The 19666-nt window shown below is 64.7% G+C and carries 19 protein-coding genes; 15 read left to right on the plus strand and 4 right to left on the minus strand.

Annotated elements, in window-relative coordinates; all coding sequences use genetic code 11:
* Positions 1–26: 26 nt before the first annotated feature.
* The 8 genes from GMST_RS07885 (at position 27) to cobD (ending at position 10060) form a co-directional block, all read left to right on the plus strand.
* Positions 27–1106 (plus strand): cobalt-precorrin-5B (C(1))-methyltransferase, encoded by a 1080-nt coding sequence (locus tag GMST_RS07885; protein ID WP_183354086.1) that lies wholly within the window; start codon positions 27–29, stop codon positions 1104–1106.
* A gap of 77 nt (positions 1107–1183) precedes the next feature.
* Positions 1184–2401, plus strand: coding sequence for a precorrin-6y C5,15-methyltransferase (decarboxylating) subunit CbiE (gene cbiE, locus GMST_RS07890; RefSeq protein WP_183354087.1), 1218 nt, complete (start codon positions 1184–1186; stop codon positions 2399–2401).
* Positions 2401–3111 carry a precorrin-2 C(20)-methyltransferase gene (cobI, locus tag GMST_RS07895; protein WP_183354088.1) on the plus strand — a complete coding sequence of 237 codons (711 nt, stop codon included), beginning with the start codon at positions 2401–2403 and terminating at the stop codon, positions 3109–3111. Before cbiE ends, cobI begins: the two co-directional genes overlap by 1 nt.
* Before the next feature lie 74 nt (positions 3112–3185).
* Positions 3186–3962: a precorrin-4 C(11)-methyltransferase gene (gene cobM / locus GMST_RS07900; RefSeq protein WP_183354089.1), complete on the plus strand. Its 777-nt coding sequence runs from the start codon at positions 3186–3188 to the stop codon at positions 3960–3962.
* A gap of 7 nt (positions 3963–3969) precedes the next feature.
* Positions 3970–5019, plus strand: a complete 1050-nt coding sequence (locus tag GMST_RS07905) for a cobalt-precorrin 5A hydrolase (RefSeq protein WP_183354090.1) — start codon at positions 3970–3972, stop codon at positions 5017–5019.
* Between the two features lie 62 nt (positions 5020–5081).
* Positions 5082–7526 carry a cobyric acid synthase gene (locus tag GMST_RS07910; protein WP_183354091.1) on the plus strand — a complete coding sequence of 815 codons (2445 nt, stop codon included), beginning with the start codon at positions 5082–5084 and terminating at the stop codon, positions 7524–7526.
* A gap of 193 nt (positions 7527–7719) precedes the next feature.
* The gene (gene cbiB / locus GMST_RS07915; protein WP_183354092.1) at positions 7720–8691 is read left to right on the plus strand and encodes an adenosylcobinamide-phosphate synthase CbiB; all 972 of its coding nucleotides are present in this window, start codon (positions 7720–7722) and stop codon (positions 8689–8691) included.
* 292 nt (positions 8692–8983) lie between these two features.
* On the plus strand, positions 8984–10060 hold the full coding sequence (gene cobD / locus GMST_RS07920; RefSeq protein WP_183354093.1) for a threonine-phosphate decarboxylase CobD: 1077 nt from the start codon (positions 8984–8986) through the stop codon (positions 10058–10060).
* A 111-nt stretch (positions 10061–10171) separates the two neighbouring features.
* On the opposite strand, the gene GMST_RS07925 is transcribed toward cobD, so the two are convergent.
* Positions 10172–10903, minus strand: coding sequence for a PilZ-like domain-containing protein (locus tag GMST_RS07925; protein ID WP_183354094.1), 732 nt, complete (start codon positions 10901–10903; stop codon positions 10172–10174).
* Between the two features lie 307 nt (positions 10904–11210).
* Here GMST_RS07925 and GMST_RS07930 point away from each other — a divergent pair, with 307 nt between their 5' ends.
* From GMST_RS07930 to GMST_RS07955, 6 genes are all read left to right on the plus strand, one after another.
* Entirely contained in the window at positions 11211–11648 is a 438-nt protein-coding gene (locus GMST_RS07930; protein WP_183354095.1) for a Fur family transcriptional regulator, read from the plus strand.
* Between the two features lie 70 nt (positions 11649–11718).
* A complete protein-coding gene (locus GMST_RS07935) occupies positions 11719–12471 on the plus strand; it encodes a metal ABC transporter ATP-binding protein (RefSeq protein ID WP_183354096.1) in 753 nt (250 codons plus the stop codon).
* Positions 12472–12707: 236 nt separating this feature from the next.
* The gene (locus GMST_RS07940) at positions 12708–13532 is read left to right on the plus strand and encodes a metal ABC transporter permease (protein ID WP_183354097.1); all 825 of its coding nucleotides are present in this window, start codon (positions 12708–12710) and stop codon (positions 13530–13532) included.
* Between the two features lie 111 nt (positions 13533–13643).
* Positions 13644–13814: a hypothetical protein gene (locus tag GMST_RS07945; RefSeq protein ID WP_183354098.1), complete on the plus strand. Its 171-nt coding sequence runs from the start codon at positions 13644–13646 to the stop codon at positions 13812–13814.
* A 191-nt stretch (positions 13815–14005) separates the two neighbouring features.
* Positions 14006–15625: an NADP-dependent glyceraldehyde-3-phosphate dehydrogenase gene (locus GMST_RS07950; protein ID WP_183354099.1), complete on the plus strand. Its 1620-nt coding sequence runs from the start codon at positions 14006–14008 to the stop codon at positions 15623–15625.
* A gap of 15 nt (positions 15626–15640) precedes the next feature.
* Positions 15641–15994 carry an MGMT family protein gene (locus tag GMST_RS07955; RefSeq protein ID WP_183354100.1) on the plus strand — a complete coding sequence of 118 codons (354 nt, stop codon included), beginning with the start codon at positions 15641–15643 and terminating at the stop codon, positions 15992–15994.
* Between the two features lie 45 nt (positions 15995–16039).
* Here GMST_RS07955 and gpmA read toward each other — a convergent pair whose 3' ends face one another.
* The 3 genes from gpmA to GMST_RS07970 form a co-directional block, all read right to left on the minus strand.
* On the minus strand, positions 16040–16738 hold the full coding sequence (gene gpmA / locus GMST_RS07960; RefSeq protein ID WP_183354101.1) for a 2,3-diphosphoglycerate-dependent phosphoglycerate mutase: 699 nt from the start codon (positions 16736–16738) through the stop codon (positions 16040–16042).
* A 10-nt stretch (positions 16739–16748) separates the two neighbouring features.
* Positions 16749–17300 carry an acyloxyacyl hydrolase gene (locus tag GMST_RS07965; RefSeq protein ID WP_183354102.1) on the minus strand — a complete coding sequence of 184 codons (552 nt, stop codon included), beginning with the start codon at positions 17298–17300 and terminating at the stop codon, positions 16749–16751.
* Positions 17301–17404: 104 nt separating this feature from the next.
* Positions 17405–18724 (minus strand): M23 family metallopeptidase, encoded by a 1320-nt coding sequence (locus GMST_RS07970; RefSeq protein WP_183354103.1) that lies wholly within the window; start codon positions 18722–18724, stop codon positions 17405–17407.
* 628 nt (positions 18725–19352) lie between these two features.
* Here GMST_RS07970 and GMST_RS07975 point away from each other — a divergent pair.
* The gene (locus tag GMST_RS07975; protein WP_183354104.1) at positions 19353–19550 is read left to right on the plus strand and encodes a cytochrome c3 family protein; all 198 of its coding nucleotides are present in this window, start codon (positions 19353–19355) and stop codon (positions 19548–19550) included.
* Positions 19551–19666: the final 116 nt, after the last annotated feature.

A 19666-nucleotide genomic window follows, 5' to 3' on the forward strand; every position in this document is an offset into this window, starting at 1 on the left:
AATTCCGTATCACTGGACCCACACCTATGAACGGTAAAAAGCTCAGATACGGCTACACCACGGGTTCCTGCGCTGCCGCGGCAGTGAAGGGGGCCGCGCAGATGCTGCGCGACCAGGCGCTGGTCAGCGAGGTGGAGCTGACGCTCCCCTGCGGCGAAACTGCGCACTTCAAGCTGCAGGGCGCCAGGCTCGAGGAGAACACCGCAACCTGTTACGTCGTGAAGGACGCCGGGGACGACCCCGACATCACCAACGGCGCCGAGATCCATGCGACCGCCAAGGTGGACTACTTCACCAGGCGGCGGCTGGTCATCAAGGGGGGCGTGGGGATCGGCAAGGTCACCAAGCCGGGGCTCGCGGTCCCGGTCGGGGAGTGGGCCATCAACCCCGTGCCGCGCCGGATGATCATGGAGGTGGTGAAGGAGGTCTTCGCGGTGCGCTGCGTCCCTTGGACCCTCACCTTCACCATCAGCATCCCCAACGGCGAGGAGCTCGCCAAGAAGACCCTCAACGAGCGGCTGGGAATCGTGGGGGGGCTCTCCATCCTGGGGACCACCGGGGTCGTGAAACCGATCTCGACCAAGGCCTGGACCGACACCGTCGACGCCTCCATCGACGTGGCGCTCGCCTGCGGCAACCGGACCGTGGTGCTCTCTACCGGGCGCAGCTCGGAGATGGCGGTCCAGCGGGAGTGGGCGGCCAGAAGCGAGGTGCACGAGGAGGCCTTCGTGATGATGGGGGACCACTTCGGCTACGCCATCAAGAGCTGCGCGGCCAAGGGGGTGCAGCAGGTGGTGGTCGCCGGGCAGTTCGCCAAGCTGGTGAAGATCGCCTGCGGGCACCTGCAGACCCACGTCTCCTCCTCCGAGCTCGATCTCGCCACCGTGGCGGAGTGGCTCAAGGAAGAACCGACCCTCGCGCAGCTTGAGCCGCTGGCGCGCGAGGCGAACACCGCCCGCCACCTCCTGGAGGCGTCGGGTTACCACAAGGGGCTCATCGAGCTGGTCTGCCGGAAGGTGCGCGAGGCCTGCGCCGCAACGGTGCCGGGCCTGGCAGTCCGGGTCTTCTTGGCCGGATATCAGGGCGAGACCCTCTACCGCGATTGATTACATTGACGAGGCCCGGGCAGCCCGGTTTCCTCACTTTAACGACTGGCGTTTGACGCAGGGCAAGGGGAGCGGCCATGCAACAGCAGAAAATCTACCTGGTAGGCGCAGGCATCGAAGGATGGGAAGGTTTCGGGAAGCAGGCGCTCGAGGTGATCGACCAGGCCGAGGTGCTCATCGGCCACAAGCGTCTTCTGGACATCTTCCCCACCTTCAAGGGTGAGAAACGGCTCCTGGAAGACCTCTCCATCATGCTGGAGTACCTGAAGACCACCAACAAGAAGACCGTGGTGCTCGGCTCCGGCGATCCGAACTTCTTCGGTGTCGGCAGGTTCCTTTTGCGCAACCTCCCCAAGGACCGCGTCGAGATCTACCCCAACGTAACGAGCGTGCAGTACGCCTTTGCCCGGATCAAGGAGCCCTGGGACGACGCCACCTTCGTCTCGGTGCACGGCCGCGGCCTGAAACCCGCCCTGGACCGGATCATCGCCTCCGAGAAGACCGCGGTCCTCACCGACGCCAACAACAGCCCGGCGGTCATCGCGCGCGAACTGATCAGCCGCGGCGCCGAGGGGTACGAGGCCTGGCTCTGCGAGGACCTGGGGCTCCCCACCGAGAAGTTCACCAAGACCGACGTGCGCGGGCTGGTCGAGATCAGCTCTTCACCCTTGAACATCCTCATCCTGATCAAGACCTGGGAGCCGAACCTGGAGAACTACCCGGTGATCGGCATCCGGGACGACGAGTTCGCCACCGCGAAGAAGCTGATCACCAAGGAAGAGGTGCGCGCCATCACGCTGGGGAAACTGCAGCTGCAGGACGACCTGGTGATGTGGGACATCGGCGCGGGCTCCGGGTCGGTCTCCATCGAGGCGAGCAACCTGATGCCCAACGGCCGCATCTTCGCCCTGGAGAAAAACCCCCAGTACATCGGCTTTCTCAGGGACAACCTGAGGAAGTTCGCCGCGCGCAACGTGCTGCTCATCGAAGCCTTCGCCCCCGAAGGGCTCGACGACCTCCCCGATCCGGACCGCGTCTTCATCGGCGGCTCCGGCGGGATGCTCGAGGAGATCATCGAAGCGGTGGATAGGCGCCTGAAGCCCGACGGCTTCATCGTCCTGAACGCGGTAACCCTCGACACCCTCACCAAATCGGTGGAGTTTTTGGAAGACCACGGCTACACCGTCGAGGTCACCTGCGTCAACATCTCCAAGACCCGCACCCTCACCGAATACAAGATGTTCGCGGCCCACAACCCGGTTTACGTGATCACCGCCTGGAAAGGGGAGGAGTAGTGGCGGTTGTCTATGCTGTTGGTGTGGGGCCCGGCGATCCGGAACTTCTGACCCGCAAGGCGGAGCGCATCCTAAGAAGCGTCGACGTGATCTGTGCGCCGACCGGCGCCGCCGAGGCGGGGAGCTACGCGCTCTCCATCGTGGAGCCGTTTCTGGACCGCAGCCGCCAGGAGGTCCTGGTCCAGCTCTTTCCCATGGTGAAGGATCAAAAGGGGCTCGACCCGTTCTGGGAGGAGGCCGCCGACCAGGTGGCGGAGCGCATCGCCCAGGGCAAGGACGTCGCCTTCATCACCATCGGGGACCCCTTCCTCTATTCCACCTATCTCTACATCCACCGAATTTTCCTCGCCAAGTACCCCGAGATCAGGATCGAGATAGTCCCCGGGATCTCCAGCATCCTGGCCGCCTCTGCGGTCTCCGGCGTTCCGCTGGGGCTTGCCGCCGAGAAGATCGCCATCCTGCCGGCAGCCTACGAGGACGCCGAGTTGAAGCGGACCCTCGAGGAGTTCGACACCGTCATCCTGATGAAGGTGAGCCGGGTCTTCGACCGGGTCTACGCCCTCTTGAAGGAACTGGGGCGCGAGCGGCAGGGGGTCTTCGTGCGCCGGGTGGGCTCCGAAGAGGAAGAGGTCCACTTCGACCTCGAGGCCCTGGTGGGGCAGAAGCTCGACTACCTCTCCATGCTGATCGTCAAGAAGGGGGCGCTCTAACCGCCCCCCGGCTCCCCGCACCCATCGGCTCTCCGCTTCCGGAGGGATATCCAGCTTAAGAAAAGGAACCTTACGTGACTCAAGTCTTCTTTGTCGGCGCCGGTCCCGGCGATGCCGAACTGATAACCGTGAAGGGCGCCCGGCTGCTCAAAGAGGCGGAGGTGATCGTCTACGCCGGGAGCCTGGTGGACCGCGAGCTGGTGCGCAGCTATGCGCCCGACGCCGAGGTCTACGATTCCGCAGGGATGAACCTGGAGGAGACCACCCGCGTGCTGGCCCAGGCTGCGCTGGACGGCCGGAAGGTGGTGCGCCTGCACACCGGCGACCCGAGCATCTACGGCGCGATCCAGGAGCAGATGGCGGAGTTGGACCGCCTGGGAATCGGCTACCAGGTGGTGCCGGGGGTGACGAGCGCGTTTGCCGCCGCGGCGGCCTTGAAGCAGGAGCTTACCCTGCCGGAGGTTTCACAAACCGTCGTCATCACCCGCCTGGCCGGCCGCACCCCGGTGCCGGACCGGGAGCGCCTGAGCGAGATCGCCCGCATCGGCGCTACCCTGGTCATCTACCTCTCCGTCTCCATGATCGAGAAGGTGGTGGCGGAGCTGCTGCAGGGGGCCTACACCCCGGCGACTCCGGCGGCGGTGGTGGCAAAGGCCTCCTGGCCGGACGAGCAGGTGATCGAGGGGACGCTTCAAGATATCGCCGGCAAGGTGAAAGAGGCCGGCATCGGGAAGCAGGCGCTCATCCTGGTGGGCGACGTGCTGCGCGCCAGAAGCGAGGGGATGCGCGCGAAATCGCTTCTCTACGACAAGGGTTTCAGCCACGGCTGCCGGGAGGGGATCGTCACCTGACGGACGGATGCAGATAGCCATCATCGCCATAACCCGCAACGGGGCCCGGCTCGGTGCGCAGCTGCAGGGCGGTCTCCCCAAGAGCAGGCTCTTCGTCATCGAGAAGCACGCCCAGGGCGAGGCGCATCCCTTCAGCGGCGGGCTGCAGCCGCTGCTGGACCGGCTCTGGCCCGACTACGGCGGGTTCGTCTTCATCATGGCGACCGGCATCGTGGTGCGCACCATCGCGCCGCTTTTAACTTCGAAAGACCGGGACCCGGCGGTAGTGGTGCTGGACGACGCGGGACAGTTCGCGGTCTCGCTCCTCTCCGGGCACATCGGCGGCGCCAACGCCCTCGCCAAGAACTGCGCGGAGCTGACCGGCGCCATTCCGGTGATCACCACGGCCACCGATGTGAACCAGCTCCCTTCCTTCGACATGCTGGCGCAGGAGCACGGCTGGCTGATCGAAGACCTCTCCCGCGTCAAGCTGCTGAACGCCCTGCTTCTGGAGGGGGAGGAAATCGCGGTGCTGGACCACGGTTCCGCGGTCAAGCGCTACTGCGCCGGAAAGGGGAAGCTCACCTACTTCGAGGAGTTGAGCGAGGTGCTGGCAAGCGGGGCGCAGGGGCAGGTGATCGTCACCAACCGGATCATCCCGCCGCAGCTCGATTTCGAGCGCATGCTGGTGCTGCGGCCGGTGAACCTCTGCCTGGGGATCGGCTGCAACCGCGGGGCCTCGGCAGAGGAGATCGAGTCGGTGGTCCGGGAAAATCTGGAGCGCCTGGAACTCTCCTTCCGCAGCGTGAGGTGCCTCACCAGCGCCCAGGCCAAGGGAGACGAAGCGGGACTGCTGCAGTTCGCGGAGAGCTCGGGGTTGCCGCTGTTACTCTACGACAACGAGCAGTTAAACGGCGTCGACACACCGAGTCCCGCCTCGGAGCACGCCCTGGCCGCAATTGGCGCCCGCGGTGTCGCCGAACCGGCGGCGCTCCTTGCGTCGGGCGGCGGCAGGCTCCTGCTGCACAAGGTGAAAAGCGGCAATGTAACCTTGGCCATCGCGCAAAGCGTAGGCTGAGCGGGAACTGACGCGACACTCTCCCGGCTTTGGTCGGGTAAGGAATGAACGAGGTCTTTTTGATGTCGAAACTTTTCGTGGTAGGTATCGGTCCCGGCGGCCTGAACCATATGACGTTTGAGGCGCACCAGGCGATCGAGCAGGCCGAGGTGGTAGTCGGCTACCAGACCTACCTGGAATTCATCGAGCCGCTTTTGGCTGGGAAAGAGGTGGTCTCCTCGGGGATGATGCGCGAGGTGGAGCGCTGCCAACAGGCGCTTGCCATCGCAGCCGAGGGGAAAACGGTGGCCCTGGTCTCCAGCGGCGACGCCGGCATCTACGGGATGGCGGGGCTTGCCCTGGAACTTGCCGAGCCGAAGCTGGACGCTCCTCCCTCTCCGTACCGCGATGTGGAAATTGTCGTGGTCCCGGGGGTCTCCGCGGTGCAGGCGGCGGCCTCGGTCTTGGGCGCACCGCTCATGCACGATTTCGCCGTGATCTCCCTTTCGGACCTGATGACCCCCATCGACCTGATCCGCAAGCGCCTGCGCGCCGCGGCCGAGGCCGACTTCGTGGTGGCGCTCTACAACCCGCGCAGCAAGGGGCGGGTGACCCAGATCGAGGAGGCCGCGGCGATCTTCATCGAGGCACGCGGCCCGCAGGTTCCGGTCGGCATCGTGCGCAACGCCTGCCGCTCGGGGGAGTCCCGCATCGTCACCACCTTGGGTGAGATGCTGAACCACCCCATCGACATGTTCTCCATCGTCATCATCGGCAACGCCGCCACCCGCATCAGCGCCGACGGCCGCATCATCACCCCGCGCGGCTACGAGCCCGACGGCAGCCGGAACAGGCGCAGAACGGCACCCGCCGTAGCTGCGGAAGGGGGACAGGCTGCAGAAGGGGGGCAGGCACCTGTGGAGCCTGTCCCCGCGGGCTCCGGCTCCCTGAGCTCGCCCTCTCCCCTGGCGGGAGAGGGCCGGGGTGAGGGGGAAGATGCCAGCTCCTCCCCTGCCGCTCCCCACGCCGTGATGTTCTGCGGCACCGGCTCCGACGTCGGCAAGTCGGTCCTGAGCGCCGGCTTCTGCCGTCTCCTCAAGCGCCGCGGCATCTCGGTCGCCCCCTTCAAGTCGCAGAACATGGCGCTCAACTCGGCGGTCACCCCGGAAGGGGGCGAGATCGGCCGGGCCCAGGCGGTGCAGGCCGAGGCCTGCGGCATCGCGCCGCACACCGACATGAACCCGATCCTTTTGAAACCCAACTCGGACACCGGCAGCCAGGTGATCGTGCAGGGGAAACCGGTCGGCAACATGGCGGTGAAAGAGTACAACGCCTACAAGCCGCAGGCCTTCGAGAAGGTGCGCGAGAGCTTCGAGAGGCTCAAATCCCGCTACTCGTTCATCGTCATGGAAGGCGCCGGCAGCATCGCCGAGATCAACCTGCGGGCCCACGACATCGCGAACCTGAAGGTCGCCGCGATGGCCCAGGCACCCGCCATCCTGATAGCCGACATCGATCGCGGCGGGGTCTTCGCACAGATCGTGGGGACCCTGGAGTTGCTCACCCCGGAAGAGAAGGCGCTCGTCAAGGGTGTCATCATCAACAAGTTCCGCGGCGACGCGAGCCTGCTTACTCCGGGGATCCGCCAGGTCGAGGAGCGGACCGGGGTTCCGGTGCTCGGTGTGCTCCCCTGGTTCAAGGAACTCGGCATCGCCGAGGAGGACAGCGTGGCCCTGCAGCGGCGCGGCAATCCCACCCCCCAAGCGGCAGCCGCGGGAAAACTGAAGGTCGGTGTCATCAAGCTGCCGCGCATCTCGAACTACACCGATTTCGCGGCGCTGGAGGCGGAGCCGGACCTGGCGCTCTTTTACCTGGAGGATCCTTCCCAGGTGTTCTCCATGGACCTTCTGGTACTCCCGGGAACCAAGTCCACGCTGGCCGACCTGGAGTTCCTGCACTGTAAAGGGTTTGCCGAGGTGATCCGCGCGTTCCGCGGCCCGATCGTCGGTATCTGCGGCGGGTTCCAGATGCTCGGGAACCTGGTGCGCGATCCGGAGCATGTCGAGGGGACGCTGGTGCGCGTGGCAGGGCTGGAGCTTCTGGATGTCGAGACGGTGATGCTCGGGGTGAAAGAGACGCACCTGGTCGAGGCCGAGCTGTTGCCTGCCGCCCGGGAACTGGTCCCCGGTTGTGCACCGGCTCTCACCGGCTACGAGATCCACATGGGAGAGACCTCGCTCGGCGCGGCGGCTCGACCGTTCGCGATGCTCGGCTCACGTTCGGGGGAGGCCGCGGGGGTGACCGACGGGGCAGTATCGGCCGATGGCCGCGTCTTCGGAACCTACCTGCACGGCATCTTCGACAACCACGCATTCCGAACCGCCTACCTGAACCGGCTGCGGCGCAAGAAGGGGCTCCCGGAGCAGGACGTGGTTGCAGCGCAGGTCGATCCCTTCGATCAGCTGGCCGAACACATGGAGCGGCACCTGGATCTGGAGCGGATACTGGCTATCTGCGGAGTTAACTGATCCCCGGGGAGATCGGAGTCGACAAGGTTCGCGCGGGCTCCTTCGCCAACCTCTTCCGCACCGGGGATACGGCCGAAGCCCGAAACAGGGTGCCGGGTTGCGCTGGCGCAGGTTACGTGCCTGCCGGCGCGACGGGCGGATGATGATCCGCCCCGAGGTAACCGTTGCCGGCATTCTCGGATGCACCTTCCTGATGAGGTCTGCTACGCATTCTTTGCCAACCGACATAACGATAGTGCTGGCGGCCGTGTTGCTCGACCTGGTGTTCGGCGACCCGCGGGCGCTGCCGCATCCCATCGTGGCGATAGGGCGGCTCATCTCCTTTCTGGAGCCGCGCCTGCGCCGAAACGTTGCCAGCGCGCGTAGCGCCGGGTGTCTTTTGCTGGTTATCACGGTCGGTGTCACCTACGCTGCGGCTTCCTCGCTGCTGGCGCTGGCGTACCTGATCGCGCCGGGTGCGGCGCTCCTGGTTGCCAGCTACCTCGGGTGGGTATCCTTGGCCGCGCGCTCGCTGCACCTCGAGTCCTCCAAGGTGGCACATGCCTTGGAGCGGGGCGACCTTCCCGGTGCCCGGACCGCGCTCTCGTGTATCGTGGGGAGAGAGACCGCGGAACTCGAGGAGCCCGAGATCGTCAGGGGTGCGGTGGAGACCGTTGCCGAAAACACCGGCGACGGCGTGATCGCACCGCTCTGCTACCTGATACTGGGCGGCCCGGCACTTGCCTTAGCTTACAAGGCGGTGAACACGCTGGACTCGATGGTCGGCTACAAAAACGAGCGCTATCTCGAGTTCGGCTGGGCCTCGGCGCGCTTCGACGACCTGGCCAACTACCTTCCGGCGCGGCTGACCGGGCTGGTCATGGTGCTCGCCGCCCCGTTTTGCGGGTTGAACGGCAAAAATGCCTGGCGCATCATGCGCCGTGACGGCCGCAACCACTCCTCGCCGAACAGCGGCTTCCCCGAGGCCGCCGCGGCCGGCGCACTCGGGGTGCAACTCGGCGGTGCGAACCGCTACTTCGGCAAGGTTGTGGAGAAGCCGACCATCGGCGATGCAGTACGACCGCTCTCCCTGGCCGCCTACCACGGCGTGGTGCGGCTTATGTACAGCGCGGAGCTGTTGCTGGTGGCAGCCTGGCTGGGGGTGCGGTACGCCTTTCAGGGGTAGCACAAAGGAATTCACGGGCACCAACTTCACCACGAAGGGTTTCCCGAGAGTTCACGAGAACCCGTTCCACCACGCAGCGCTGCAAGAGGAATCAGGTCCCCTCCTTTGCGAAGGAGGGACAGGGAGGATTTGACCCAGGGGGGCCACCGCGTCGGTGTCTGCCACAGCGCCAAATCCCCCTAAATCCCCCCTTCGCAAAGGGGGACATTTCGCAAAAGCTTCTGCAGCCCCAGAATGCCAACGCAAGGCCCCGCGGTAGTCATTCCCCGGTGGCCTGTTATTTGGAGCCTTGATGTCCAGCAGCCACGAACATGGCGGTAATGTCTTTGCGGTAGCGCGCTCGCTCGGGATTGCGCCGGAAAAGGTCATCGACTTTTCCGCCAGCATCAACCCGCTGGGTATGGCGCCGGGTGTAGGGCAGGCGCTTGCCGAGAACCTCGACCGCCTGCTGCACTACCCGGACAAGAACTGCTTCGAGTTGAAGAAGGCACTTGCCACCTACCACGGGGTGACTGCGGCTCAGGTCTGCGTCGCCAACGGCTCTACCGAACTCATACACCTCGTGCCACGGGGCTGCGCGGGATGCCGCGCACTGATCGTAGCCCCGGCGTTCGCCGAGTATGCCAGCGCGCTGGAGCGCTCCGGCTGGGAGGTTGACTACTTCTTCCTGAAGCCCGAGAACGGTTTCGAGCTATCCCTGCCGGTTCTTCTGCAAAAGCTGGGAGAAGGCTACGACCTGCTGTTTCTGTGCAACCCCGCCAACCCCTCAGGGTCGCTACTGCCGAGGAAAGAGCTCGCGCGGGTGCTGGCTTTGTGCCAGTCGAGCAGGACCTTCCTGGTGCTGGACGAGGCCTTCATCGACTTCTGCGAAGAGGCCTCGGCTAAGGAACTGGTGGTGGCAAACGAGGGTGCGCTGGTGCTCCGCTCGATGACCAAGTTTTTCGCGATCCCCGGCCTGCGCCTGGGGTACGCCCTGGGAGCCGCCACGACCATCGCCCGCATCGCTGAACTTCAGGACCCCTGGAGCGTGAACACGGCCGCGCAAGTCGCAGGTATCGCATCGCTGAGCGACCTCGACTATGTCCAAAGGACACGGGAATACGTGGCCTCCGAGCGCGCACGCCTGGCGACACGGATTGGCGCGCTCGCGGCACTGACGGTGTTCCCGTCTGCGGCGAATTACCTTCTGGTTCGGCTGGACAACGGCAGGACCGCGGCAGAGCTTCGCAGCAGGCTTCTCGAGGCGGGTGTGCTGATCCGCGATTGCGGGAACTTTGTCGGACTCGACGGGAGCTTTTTCAGGGTGGCGGTGCGCCGTGCCGAGGAGAATGACCGCCTGGTGCAGTTGCTGTCGCAAGAGCTCGGCTGAAGCTAGGAGCTGGGGTAGGGCGGCGCGGCCGGGCCGAATGATCAAGCCAGTGAAAAAGAAAGGGCGAACCGTTCGGTTCGCCCTTTCTTCGTTTTGTGGAGTACGGCAGATTTATTGGTCTGGCAGCGAGAAGAACTCCTTGCGTCGCTCGCGGATTCTTCGGATCTCCTCGTTGCAGACAAAGCGCACGATGGCGTCGCGGTCGCGCTCGTTTATGTGCATGAAGCGCAGCCCGGCGCCGACGCAGGTCCCTTCCTGGCGCTCGACCACCTCGCTGTGCACGACCTGGGTCACAACCGGAATCACCTTGGGCTCGGGAAGCGGCAGGTGGAAGGTCGCATAGATGATGTCCTCGACCGTCATCGCCATCTCGGTTTCGGTGCGCAGCCCGCCACCGCTTATGTTGACGATGCGCGGCAGGTTCCCTTCGCTCGCTATCCTGAGCCCGCCCGAGCCGCTCTCTTCGGCGGTACCGGCGGTGACGTTGAAGAGGGTGACGGGGATGTCGGTGTTGAGACGGAAATACTCGCGCAGATCTTCCGACATCACCTGGCTGGTGAAACGGACCTGCAGCGCGTCTCCCGGAAGGTGGTCGAGTATGATGCCGCGGCAGCGGTACCCGTTGCCACTCACGCCGACGCGCACCACCAGCGGAGCGTCGTAGTGGAGCAGGGTCCCCTCGGGGAGGATATCGCGGGACAGGCGCAGGTCGATGCGGTCCTCGTCGACCGCGGTAACCACCGCGCCGTCTTTGAAGACGCCATCTCCCTCGACCGCCAGTTCCACTCTGGCCCGCTGCCCGGGATGGAAGTATTCCTTATAGTTGCAGGATTCTTTCTGCATGTCATGCCCACCATCAAGAAAATCAATTAAATAGCAAATCTAGCGCACCAGGCGAACCATGCAAGCCGGGCGCCAACAGGACAAGAAATGTCAGGATCAGGTAACCACGCGGCATCAGGCAGGACGCGCGCCACCCGCAGCCGGCAGCCCGGCTCCTTGCTACGTTAAACCCCTGATCTGCTAAGTCATTTGACCGTTAGCGGCGGCACCTTAACACATCTCAACCTGTGACGCCAGCACAATTGTGCTTGACTTTGAAGACCCGGTGTTTATGCTAAAACGAAATCATTTCTATTTAGGAGAGGTCATGGAGCAGGGGCACGCCAGGGCACTGAAAGACGCCGGCATGAAAGCGACGCCGAAACGTCTGGCGATCCTCGAGGCGCTGTACGCCGAGAGCGGCTACGCGAGTCCCGAGGAGCTCTGGAAGCGGCTGCGCGACCGTTTCGACCGGCTCGGCCTGCCGACGGTCTACCGCAACCTCGAGGAGCTTGCGGCAAGCGGCGTGATAACCAAGGTGATCCATCCCAACCGCCAGCTCTACTACTTTTTCTGTCCCAACCGGGAGCACCACCATCACTTCGTTTGTCTCTCCTGCCGCAAGGTTGAAGACCTCCCCGCCTGCGGGTTGTCGGCACTGGAGCAGGAAGTGAGCCGCAACATAGGCGGCAAGGTGCTCTCCCACATCTTGCAGCTCAACGGCCTGTGCGGCGTGTGCGCCGCTGCCGCTGGAGGTACCCCTTGATTTCATGTTCAACCGGTCGGCGTGTCTGCCTCGCCGGTTTTTCGCACCCCCGACGCAACGAGGTGTCGCTATGAACGGTGCGGCCTTGGCGATCCGTAACCTGCGCGCCGGCTACCACGGCAGCGAAGCCTTGCGTGACGTGACCTTCAGCGTGAGCCGCGGCGACTACCTGGGGATCTGCGGCCCGAACGGCTCCGGTAAGAGCACCCTGGTCAAGGTGATCCTCGGCCTGGTGACGCCCCAGTCGGGAGAAATCTCGCTTTTGGGAACCCCGCGGGACTCCTTCAAGGAGTGGCGGCGCATCGGCTATCTCCCCCAGGGACTCCAGTTCTTCAACCCCCATTTTCCGGCGACGGTCGATGAGGTGATCCGCCTCGGGCGGCTGTCGGGGAAGAGCTTCCCGCGGCGCTTCGGTCGGGAGGATACCCTCGCGGTCGAACGGACCATGGACTGGATGGGGATCGGTCACATCCGGGGCCGCATGATCGGTGAGCTTTCCGGCGGTCTCAGGCAGCGTGTGCTCCTGGCCCGCGCCCTGGTGAACGAGCCGGAACTCCTGGTGCTGGACGAGCCGACCACCGCGCTCGATCCCGAAACCCGGGAGAGCTTCTACAAGCTGATCTACGAGATGAACCGCGAGAGGGGGACCACAGTGCTCCTGGTAACCCACGACACGGCGACCATCGGCAAGTACGCCACGCACCTGCTCTACCTGGACAAGAAAGTGATCTTCTGCGGCGATTTTGACGACTTCTGCAATTCCAGCGAGATGACCGGCCTCTTCGGCGAACACGGACAGCACCTGGTCTGCCACAGGCATTGAAGCAGGGGCTAACGGCAGAGACTGGGGATTAGGGGCTAGGGCCAGGCAACGGCTTTAAAGGCAGGGACTAGGATCGGAGATTGGGGACAGGCGTTAAAGGCAGGGAATAAGGAATAGGGATTAGCGGCTAGCGAGTCCGGGTGGTCTTCAGTTTGTGGTGGAGGCGCTTTTTGACCCTAACCCCCAGTCCCTAACCCCTGCAGTTAACCCCTAGCCCCAGCAGTTAAGAGGACTCGATGAACATAACGGAAATGCTCAGTTTTGGATTCATGCAGCGGGCCCTGGTGGGCGGATCGCTGATCGCCATCCTCTGCTCGGTGCTGGGGGTGTTCCTGGTGCTGCGCCGGCTCTCCCTGATCGGCGACGGGCTTTCGCACGTCACCTTCGGCTCGGTGGCGCTCGCACTCTTGTTTCGCCTGCACTCCTTCTACATGACGCTCGCCATCATCCCGCTGGTGCTCGCCTCGTCGCTCGGGATCCTGAAGCTTGCCGAGCGGGCGCGCATCTACGGCGACGCGGCGATCGGCATCGTCTCGGCCCTGGGCGTTGCCACCGGCGTCATGCTCGCCAGCATGGCCGGTGGCTTCAACATCGACCTCTTCAGCTACCTGTTCGGCAACATCCTCTCCATAAGCTCGAGCGAACTCGCCATCGCCGCGGTGCTCTTCGTCATCGTGATCTCCGGCGTCGCCATCTTCTACAACGACCTCTTCGCCAGTACCTTCGACGAGGAACTTGCCAAGACCTCCGGTATCGATACCGGGCGCATCAACGCCATCCTGGTCCTGCTCACGGCTCTCACCGTGGTGCTGGCCATGAAGGTGGTCGGCATCATGCTCATCTCGGCGCTCTTGATCCTCCCCGCCGTCACCGCGCTGCAGCTCTCCAAGGGGTTTCGCACCGCCATCATCAGTTCAGCCTTTATCGGGGTCTGCACCGTCGTCGTCGGCATCTCAGTCTCGTTTGTCATGAACCTTCCGACCGGCGCGACCATCGTGTTGGTCAACTTCGTCACCTTCCTCTGTGCCTTCGCGGCGCGCACTCTCCTGCGGCGCCGCTAGTCTGCACTCCGCCACCAGATTGGCGCTTCCGGGTAACCCCGCTGTCACTCCACCACGTTAAAATGTGCTAAACTGGGTCGGTGCTGTTGCAGCCCGACCAGGAGGCGTGCCGTGAGAGTCCCCAGCGCTGAAGAACTTTTGCAGGATCCCGAGCTCTCCTTTGCCGAGTTCTGCGTGATCTCTAACGCCCTCGACGAGGGGCTCAGCCGGGAGCAGATCCTGAACCTCCCGGAACTTGCCCCGTTGTGGCTGAAGCTGCTCGATACCGACCCCGAATCGTAATCCCCGCCCGCGGGGCAAAATTCCCTCCTCTGCCGATCCTGCGCAGACGCTCCCCAAGCCCCGCCAGCCCATCCACCCTCCTCCTGGCATCGCCGCTGCACGCTGGTGGCGCATCTCCCATTAAAGCTTGACCTCCCCCCCGTTTTGCAGTAGCTCTACCTTTTGCACACCATTCATGAAGGGACCCGCCTGTGAAAGAGAGCCTTGCAGCACTGTTCCCGGCAGAAGCCGAGATCCCCGAAGCATTCCGCATCCCCGCCCCCCTCACCCAGGACTACTACCTGATCAACGGCGAACTGCGCCGTTGGAGCGGCCCACTCCAGGAGATCCTCTCTCCGGTGCAGCTTTCAGGCGCCGGCGCGCCTGCCGCCAAGCTCATCGGCGCGGCACCTCTTTTGTCCGTGGAGGCGGCCCGGGAGGCGCTGGAGGTGGCGGCGCGCGCCTACAGTAACGGGCGCGGTGAGTGGCCGACCATGTCGGTGGGGGAGCGGATCCGCTGCGTGGCGCGCTTTGCGGCGGCGGTGCAGGAGAAGCGTGCCGAGGTGGTGAGGCTCCTCATGTGGGAGATCGGCAAGTCGCTCAAGGAGGCGGAGCGCGAGTTCGACCGGGCCTTAAGCTACCTGCGCGAGACGCTGGAGGCCTTGAAGGAGCTGGACCGGGTCTCCTCGCGCTTCGTGATCCAGCAGGGGATCATCGGCCAGATCCGCCGGGCGCCCCTGGGGGTGGTGCTCTGCATGGGCCCCTACAACTTCCCGCTCTACGAGACCTTCACGACGCTCATTCCGGCCCTGGTCATGGGTAACACCATCGTGATGAAGCCGCCGCGCTTCGGGATCCTCCTCTTTGCGCCGCTGCTCGAGGCGTTCCGCGCCTGCTTCCCGGCGGGGGTGGTCAACACCGTGTACGGCGACGGCGAGGTGGTGCTCCCCCCCCTGATGGCGTCCGGGCAGGTGGACGTCCTCGGGTTCATCGGTACCCACAAGGTGGCCGACGCCCTGCGCGCGGCGCACCCGAGGCCGCACCGGCTGCGCTGCGTCCTCGGGCTCGACGCCAAGAACCCGGCCATCGTTTTGCCCGATGCCGACCTCGACCTGGCGGTCCGCGAATGCCTCTCGGGGAGTCTCACCTTCAACGGCCAGCGCTGCACCGCCTTGAAGATCCTCTTCGTGCACCGCAGCATCGTGGAGCAGTTCCTGGAAAGGCTCGCCGCCGGGATCGGCTCGCTTAGCTGCGGGGTCCCCTGGCAGGAGGGGGTGACGGTGACCGCGCTCCCCGAACCGGAAAAACCCGAGTTCCTCGCCGAGTTGGTGCGCGACGCCGAGAGCAAGGGTGCCCGGGTGGTGAATCCGGGGGGCGGCACCCGCAGCGGCTCGTTCTTCTACCCGGCGCTTATCTACCCGGTTTCCCCGCAGATGCGGATCTACCACGAGGAGCAGTTCGGCCCGGTGATCCCCGTGGTCCCCTTCGACGACCTCAGGGAGACCATCGACTACGTGGTGGCCTCCCCCTACGGCCAGCAGGCGAGCGTCTTCGGGCGCGACGGCGACCTTTTGGCGCAGTTGGTGGACGCCCTGGTGAACCAGGTCTGCCGCATCAACATCAACAGCCAGTGCCAGCGCAGCCCGGACAGCTTCCCCTTCAACGGCCGCAAGAACTCGGCCGAGGGGACCCAGTCGGTGGCCGACGCCTTGCGGGTCTTCTCGATCCGGATCGTGGTGGCGGCGCGGGAGACCGACGAGAACCGGGACATCATCACCAACATCGTCCGGGAACGTAAGTCCCACTTCCTTTCCACCGATTTCATGCTGTAGGGCGAGGGGGCGAGCGTGAGGGTGTCGGCCAAGTACCTGCAGATCTACCGGGTGGTCCAGCTGATTCCGGAAGGTAAGGTGGCGACCTACGGCCAGGTGGCCCGCCTGGCGGGGTTTCCCGGGCAGGCGCGGCAGGTGGGATACGCGCTCGCCGCGTTGCACGGAGAGCTGCCGGTCCCCTGGCACCGGGTGGTGAACGCCCAGGGGCGCATCAGCTGCCGCTCGGAGGACGGGGTGCCCGATCCGCTGCAGCGGGTGCGCCTGGAGCACGAGGGGGTGCGTTTCGATCGGCTGGGGAGGATCTCTTTGGAGCGCTACCAGTGGCAGGCCGAATGGCTGGGTGAAGAGGATGGCGCCGGGGAGGAGTGAGTCCGGCGGGAAGGGGAGGGGCTGCCGGCTACATCGGCAGCCCCTTTAGTTTTGGGATCTCAGGTAGTAGTGGCGCTGCGGCCGCAGGTCCTTGTCCAGCTCGTAGATGAGGGGCTGGCCGGTGGGGATCTCCAGGTTCACGATCTCGTCGTCGGAGATGCCGTCCAGGAACTTTATGAGGCCGCGCAGGCTGTTGCCGTGGGCCACGATGACGACCCGCTTCCCCTGGCGCAGAAGCGGTGCCACCCGGGACTCCCAGCAGGGGAGCACCCGCTCTACGGTGTCTTTCAGGCACTCCGTCGCCGGCAGGAGGTTCGGCTCGAGCTCCCGGTAGCGCGGGTCCAGTCTCGGGTGGCGCGGGTCCCCCGGCTCGAGCGCGGGAGGCTGCACCAGGTAGCTGCGCCGCCACTTCTTCACCTGGTCCACGCCGTACTTCTCTGCGGTCTGCGCCTTGTTGAGCCCCTGCAGCGCGCCGTAGTGCCGCTCGTTTAGGCGCCAGTCGTGGTGCACCGGCACCCACATCCGGTCCACCTCGTCGAGCAGGATCCAGAGCGTTCGGATGGCACGCTTCAGGACCGAGGTGAAGGCGACGTCGAAGCCTACCCCCCGCTCCTTGAGGGCAAGCCCCGCCAGGCGGCTCTCTTCGCGGCCGCGCTCCGAAAGGTCCACATCGGTCCACCCGGTGAACAGGTTCTCCTGGTTCCAGACGCTCTCCCCATGACGCAGCAAGATCAGCTGGTGCATCGCGTACCCCTTAGAAATTCCAACTCACCCCGAACATGTGCAGGTCGAGCCCGGTGTTGATGGCGCCGTGACGTCCCAGCCCGCCGTTGGACATGTGCTGGAACCGGTACAGGATCCCAGGCCCGCCGGCGAAGCGGTAGACGAGCCCTATGTGCCCGAGAAACAGTGGGTTCCCGTTGAAGTTGACGTTGCGGAACTTGTACTGGCTCAGGAAGCAGAGATCGCCCCCCAACTGCAGCCCGAGCCCCTTCCCCCAGCGGTCGACGATGACCCCGGGCCCGAGGGTGCCGATGAAGCCGTACTCTCCCGCGGCGTGCAGCGTCCCAGCCGAGGCGTTCGCCTGCAGCGCGACCCCCCATCCCGAGTCGCCGCGCAGCGACCAGGGGAGCCCGAAGGTGGCGAAGGCTTCGTACTGGTGGAATTCGTCGTTGCGCGAGGTGGCGTTGAAGCCGCCGCGCACCCCGACCGCCTTGAGGCCGGGGTCGGGCTCGCGGCACCACCCGGCGGGTGCGTAGCAGACGATGCAGAAGAAAAAGAGGATGGTTCGGAGGATCGATCTCACGTGTGCTCCCGGGACGAGTGGATTAGGCACCTCAAACGACAAGAGTGACTTTACTGGCTGCCCCCTAAATGTCAATTGGCCGCGGCTGCCGGAAATATCCGACATCAGGGGGTTGCGGCGCGCGAGGCCGCCTCGGCGAGCTTGCCGGTGACGTTGTTCTTGATCCAGGACGGATCCCACCACTCGATCGGGTTCACCTGTTCCCCGGAGACGACGACGCCGAAGTGCAGGTGGTCGCCCCCCGCCAGTCCGGTGTCGCCGGTGTTGCCGATGATCTGTCCTTTCTTAACCTGGTCCCCCGCCTTCACCGCGATCCGGCTCAGGTGCCCGTAGAGCGTCTGCAGCCCGAGGCCGTGGTCGATGATCACGCACTGCCCGTAGATCCCCAGGTCGTCGGCGTAGACCACCTTGCCGGTGTTGGCCGCGGGGACTTGGGTGTGCGCCAGGGCGGCCAGGTCGATCCCCAGGTGGGTCTGCTGGTCGACCTCCTTGCCGTGGAAGTAGTAGCTGCGCAACTGGGCGAAGGTGCCGCGCGGCGCCGAGTTGGGGAGACGCAGGAAGACCCCTTCCCAGACCGGGACCTTCGAGGTGTTGCGGCCGCACTCGGCGAGGATCTTCAGGTCGTGCTCGCGCAGCTCCCAGTTGGCCTTCAAGAAGACATCAAGCGGCGTCGCTGCCTGTGGGAAGCGGTCCTTGAACTCACCGGCCACCTTCTCGAGGAAGGAGTCGCTCAGTTCGATCCGGTCGTGCGGAAACGCCTTGGGGAGCAGGTGGAAGTAGATCCCCGCCAGCCGCTCGTTGCTGGCCCGGTCCACCGCGAGGACCTTGGGGACGAAGCTCTCGGCGGGGAGGTTGAAGGGGAAGGCAAACAGGCAGGCGTAGAGGTCGCCGGATTGCCGGTAGCCGGGAAAGAACCGGTCGGCGAAGACCACCCCGGAACGCTCGACCTCGCGGTTTACCGTGTAGACCACCAGGGCCGCGCCGCCGCGGGCGATGTTGTGCGCTACGCTGAGTACCGCTACGGAGGGGGGCTTGTTCTGCAGGTCGAAGCTGGGGAACTGCCGGGTGAGGTTGCCGGCGCCAAAATGCATGGGGGAGCGGTCGGTGGCGCTGATCTGCAGCTGGAAGGTCCCCTCCTTGAGCCCTGCGGGAAGTCGGAAGGTCTCCCGGGCCTGGTGGCTGCCGGCCGGGTACTGCTTGGCAAGCACCGGGATCTTCTTCTCTCCCTGCAGCGCTTCGATGCTCAGGCTGCGCAGCCCGGAGCCGGGGTCGGCAAGGTTCAAGGTGATGTCGCGCCGGGCGGAGATGGGACCCCGGTCCGGCGCCAGGGTCAGGCTCGGGCCGCTCAGGTCCCGGAAGTAGTAGACCCCCGCCCCCAGAAGCACCACCAGCAGGATTACTGCGACGATCACGGACGTTTTCATGGCTTACCCCCGGTCGACCGGTCCCCGCCGGTCCCTCAGCTACGCCTGCGGCCGGCACATTCGGCGCCGCTGCAGGTGTTGCGGGTCCTTCTCGCGGCCCCACCGGATTGTAACACCCCTCCCTGCGATGTAAAGCCGCCCCTGGAGGCCGAGGATCTTAGTAATCTCAGTAAGTTGAGAAACTTTATCGGGCCGGTGAGACCCCGGGAGACCCTGCGGGGAACCGGGAGGGTGCCAAAAGGAACCGGGATACGGGGGCGCTTCCGTTGCCCGAAATGGCGCATGATACCCTTACCGGCAGACCCTGCGGCGGGAGGGCTTTAGCTGGAGCAAGGAGGATCCGATAAGGTGAGGTAACTTCCGGGTAACCGGTTGCGCATCAGGGGATCCGGGCAGCGGCCCGATTACCCGATTTCCCTGCTGTGTCAAGGGCCTGGGGCATTTTTCGCTGGACAAAGAGTGTAAGTCTGTTACATTCGTACCCAAAAATCTCAAAGGGAGCATGCAAATGATGAAGCGACTTGTACTGGTACTGGGATTACTGTCAATCGCAGCCGTATCTGCTGCTGCGGTGACCACTGCACCAAAGGATCCCGGTCCGGAAATCATTCGGCTCAAAATGGGCGATATGGAACTTCCCTTCCAGCATTGGAAGCATCAGAAGAGCCTGAACCAGGAGTGCTACCACTGCCACAACACGAAGATCGGCAAGATCGACCGCTGGGGCAAGGATACCGCCCACAAGGTTTGCATCGCCTGCCACGAGCTGGAAGACAAGGGGCCGACAACCTGCCTGCAGTGCCACCCCAAAAAGACGAAGTCCTAGAACCACAGGTTGAAATGAAGATGAAGCGGGGCGCACCGATCGGTGTCGCCCCGCTTTTTTTTCCAGTGGGAACATCGGGAACTTCCGGGGATAAGGGGTACGTAGGGGTGAATGAT

The organism is Geomonas silvestris (assembly GCF_014193515.1).
GTDB classification, from domain to species: domain Bacteria; phylum Desulfobacterota; class Desulfuromonadia; order Geobacterales; family Geobacteraceae; genus Geomonas; species Geomonas silvestris.

Coding starts and splice junctions, on each gene's coding strand:
- GMST_RS07910 (WP_183354091.1), top strand. CDS start 5,082: ATGTCGAAACTTTTCGTGGTAGGTATCGGTCCCGGCGGCCTGAACCAT.
- GMST_RS07905 (WP_183354090.1), top strand. CDS start 3,970: ATGCAGATAGCCATCATCGCCATAACCCGCAACGGGGCCCGGCTCGGT.
- cbiB (WP_183354092.1), top strand. CDS start 7,720: ATGAGGTCTGCTACGCATTCTTTGCCAACCGACATAACGATAGTGCTG.
- cobD (WP_183354093.1), top strand. CDS start 8,984: ATGTCCAGCAGCCACGAACATGGCGGTAATGTCTTTGCGGTAGCGCGC.
- GMST_RS07930 (WP_183354095.1), top strand. CDS start 11,211: ATGGAGCAGGGGCACGCCAGGGCACTGAAAGACGCCGGCATGAAAGCG.
- GMST_RS07975 (WP_183354104.1), top strand. CDS start 19,353: ATGGAACTTCCCTTCCAGCATTGGAAGCATCAGAAGAGCCTGAACCAG.
- GMST_RS07935 (WP_183354096.1), top strand. CDS start 11,719: ATGAACGGTGCGGCCTTGGCGATCCGTAACCTGCGCGCCGGCTACCAC.
- GMST_RS07940 (WP_183354097.1), top strand. CDS start 12,708: ATGAACATAACGGAAATGCTCAGTTTTGGATTCATGCAGCGGGCCCTG.
- GMST_RS07925 (WP_183354094.1), bottom strand. CDS start 10,903: ATGCAGAAAGAATCCTGCAACTATAAGGAATACTTCCATCCCGGGCAG.
- GMST_RS07970 (WP_183354103.1), bottom strand. CDS start 18,724: ATGAAAACGTCCGTGATCGTCGCAGTAATCCTGCTGGTGGTGCTTCTG.
- gpmA (WP_183354101.1), bottom strand. CDS start 16,738: ATGCACCAGCTGATCTTGCTGCGTCATGGGGAGAGCGTCTGGAACCAG.
- GMST_RS07885 (WP_183354086.1), top strand. CDS start 27: ATGAACGGTAAAAAGCTCAGATACGGCTACACCACGGGTTCCTGCGCT.
- cbiE (WP_183354087.1), top strand. CDS start 1,184: ATGCAACAGCAGAAAATCTACCTGGTAGGCGCAGGCATCGAAGGATGG.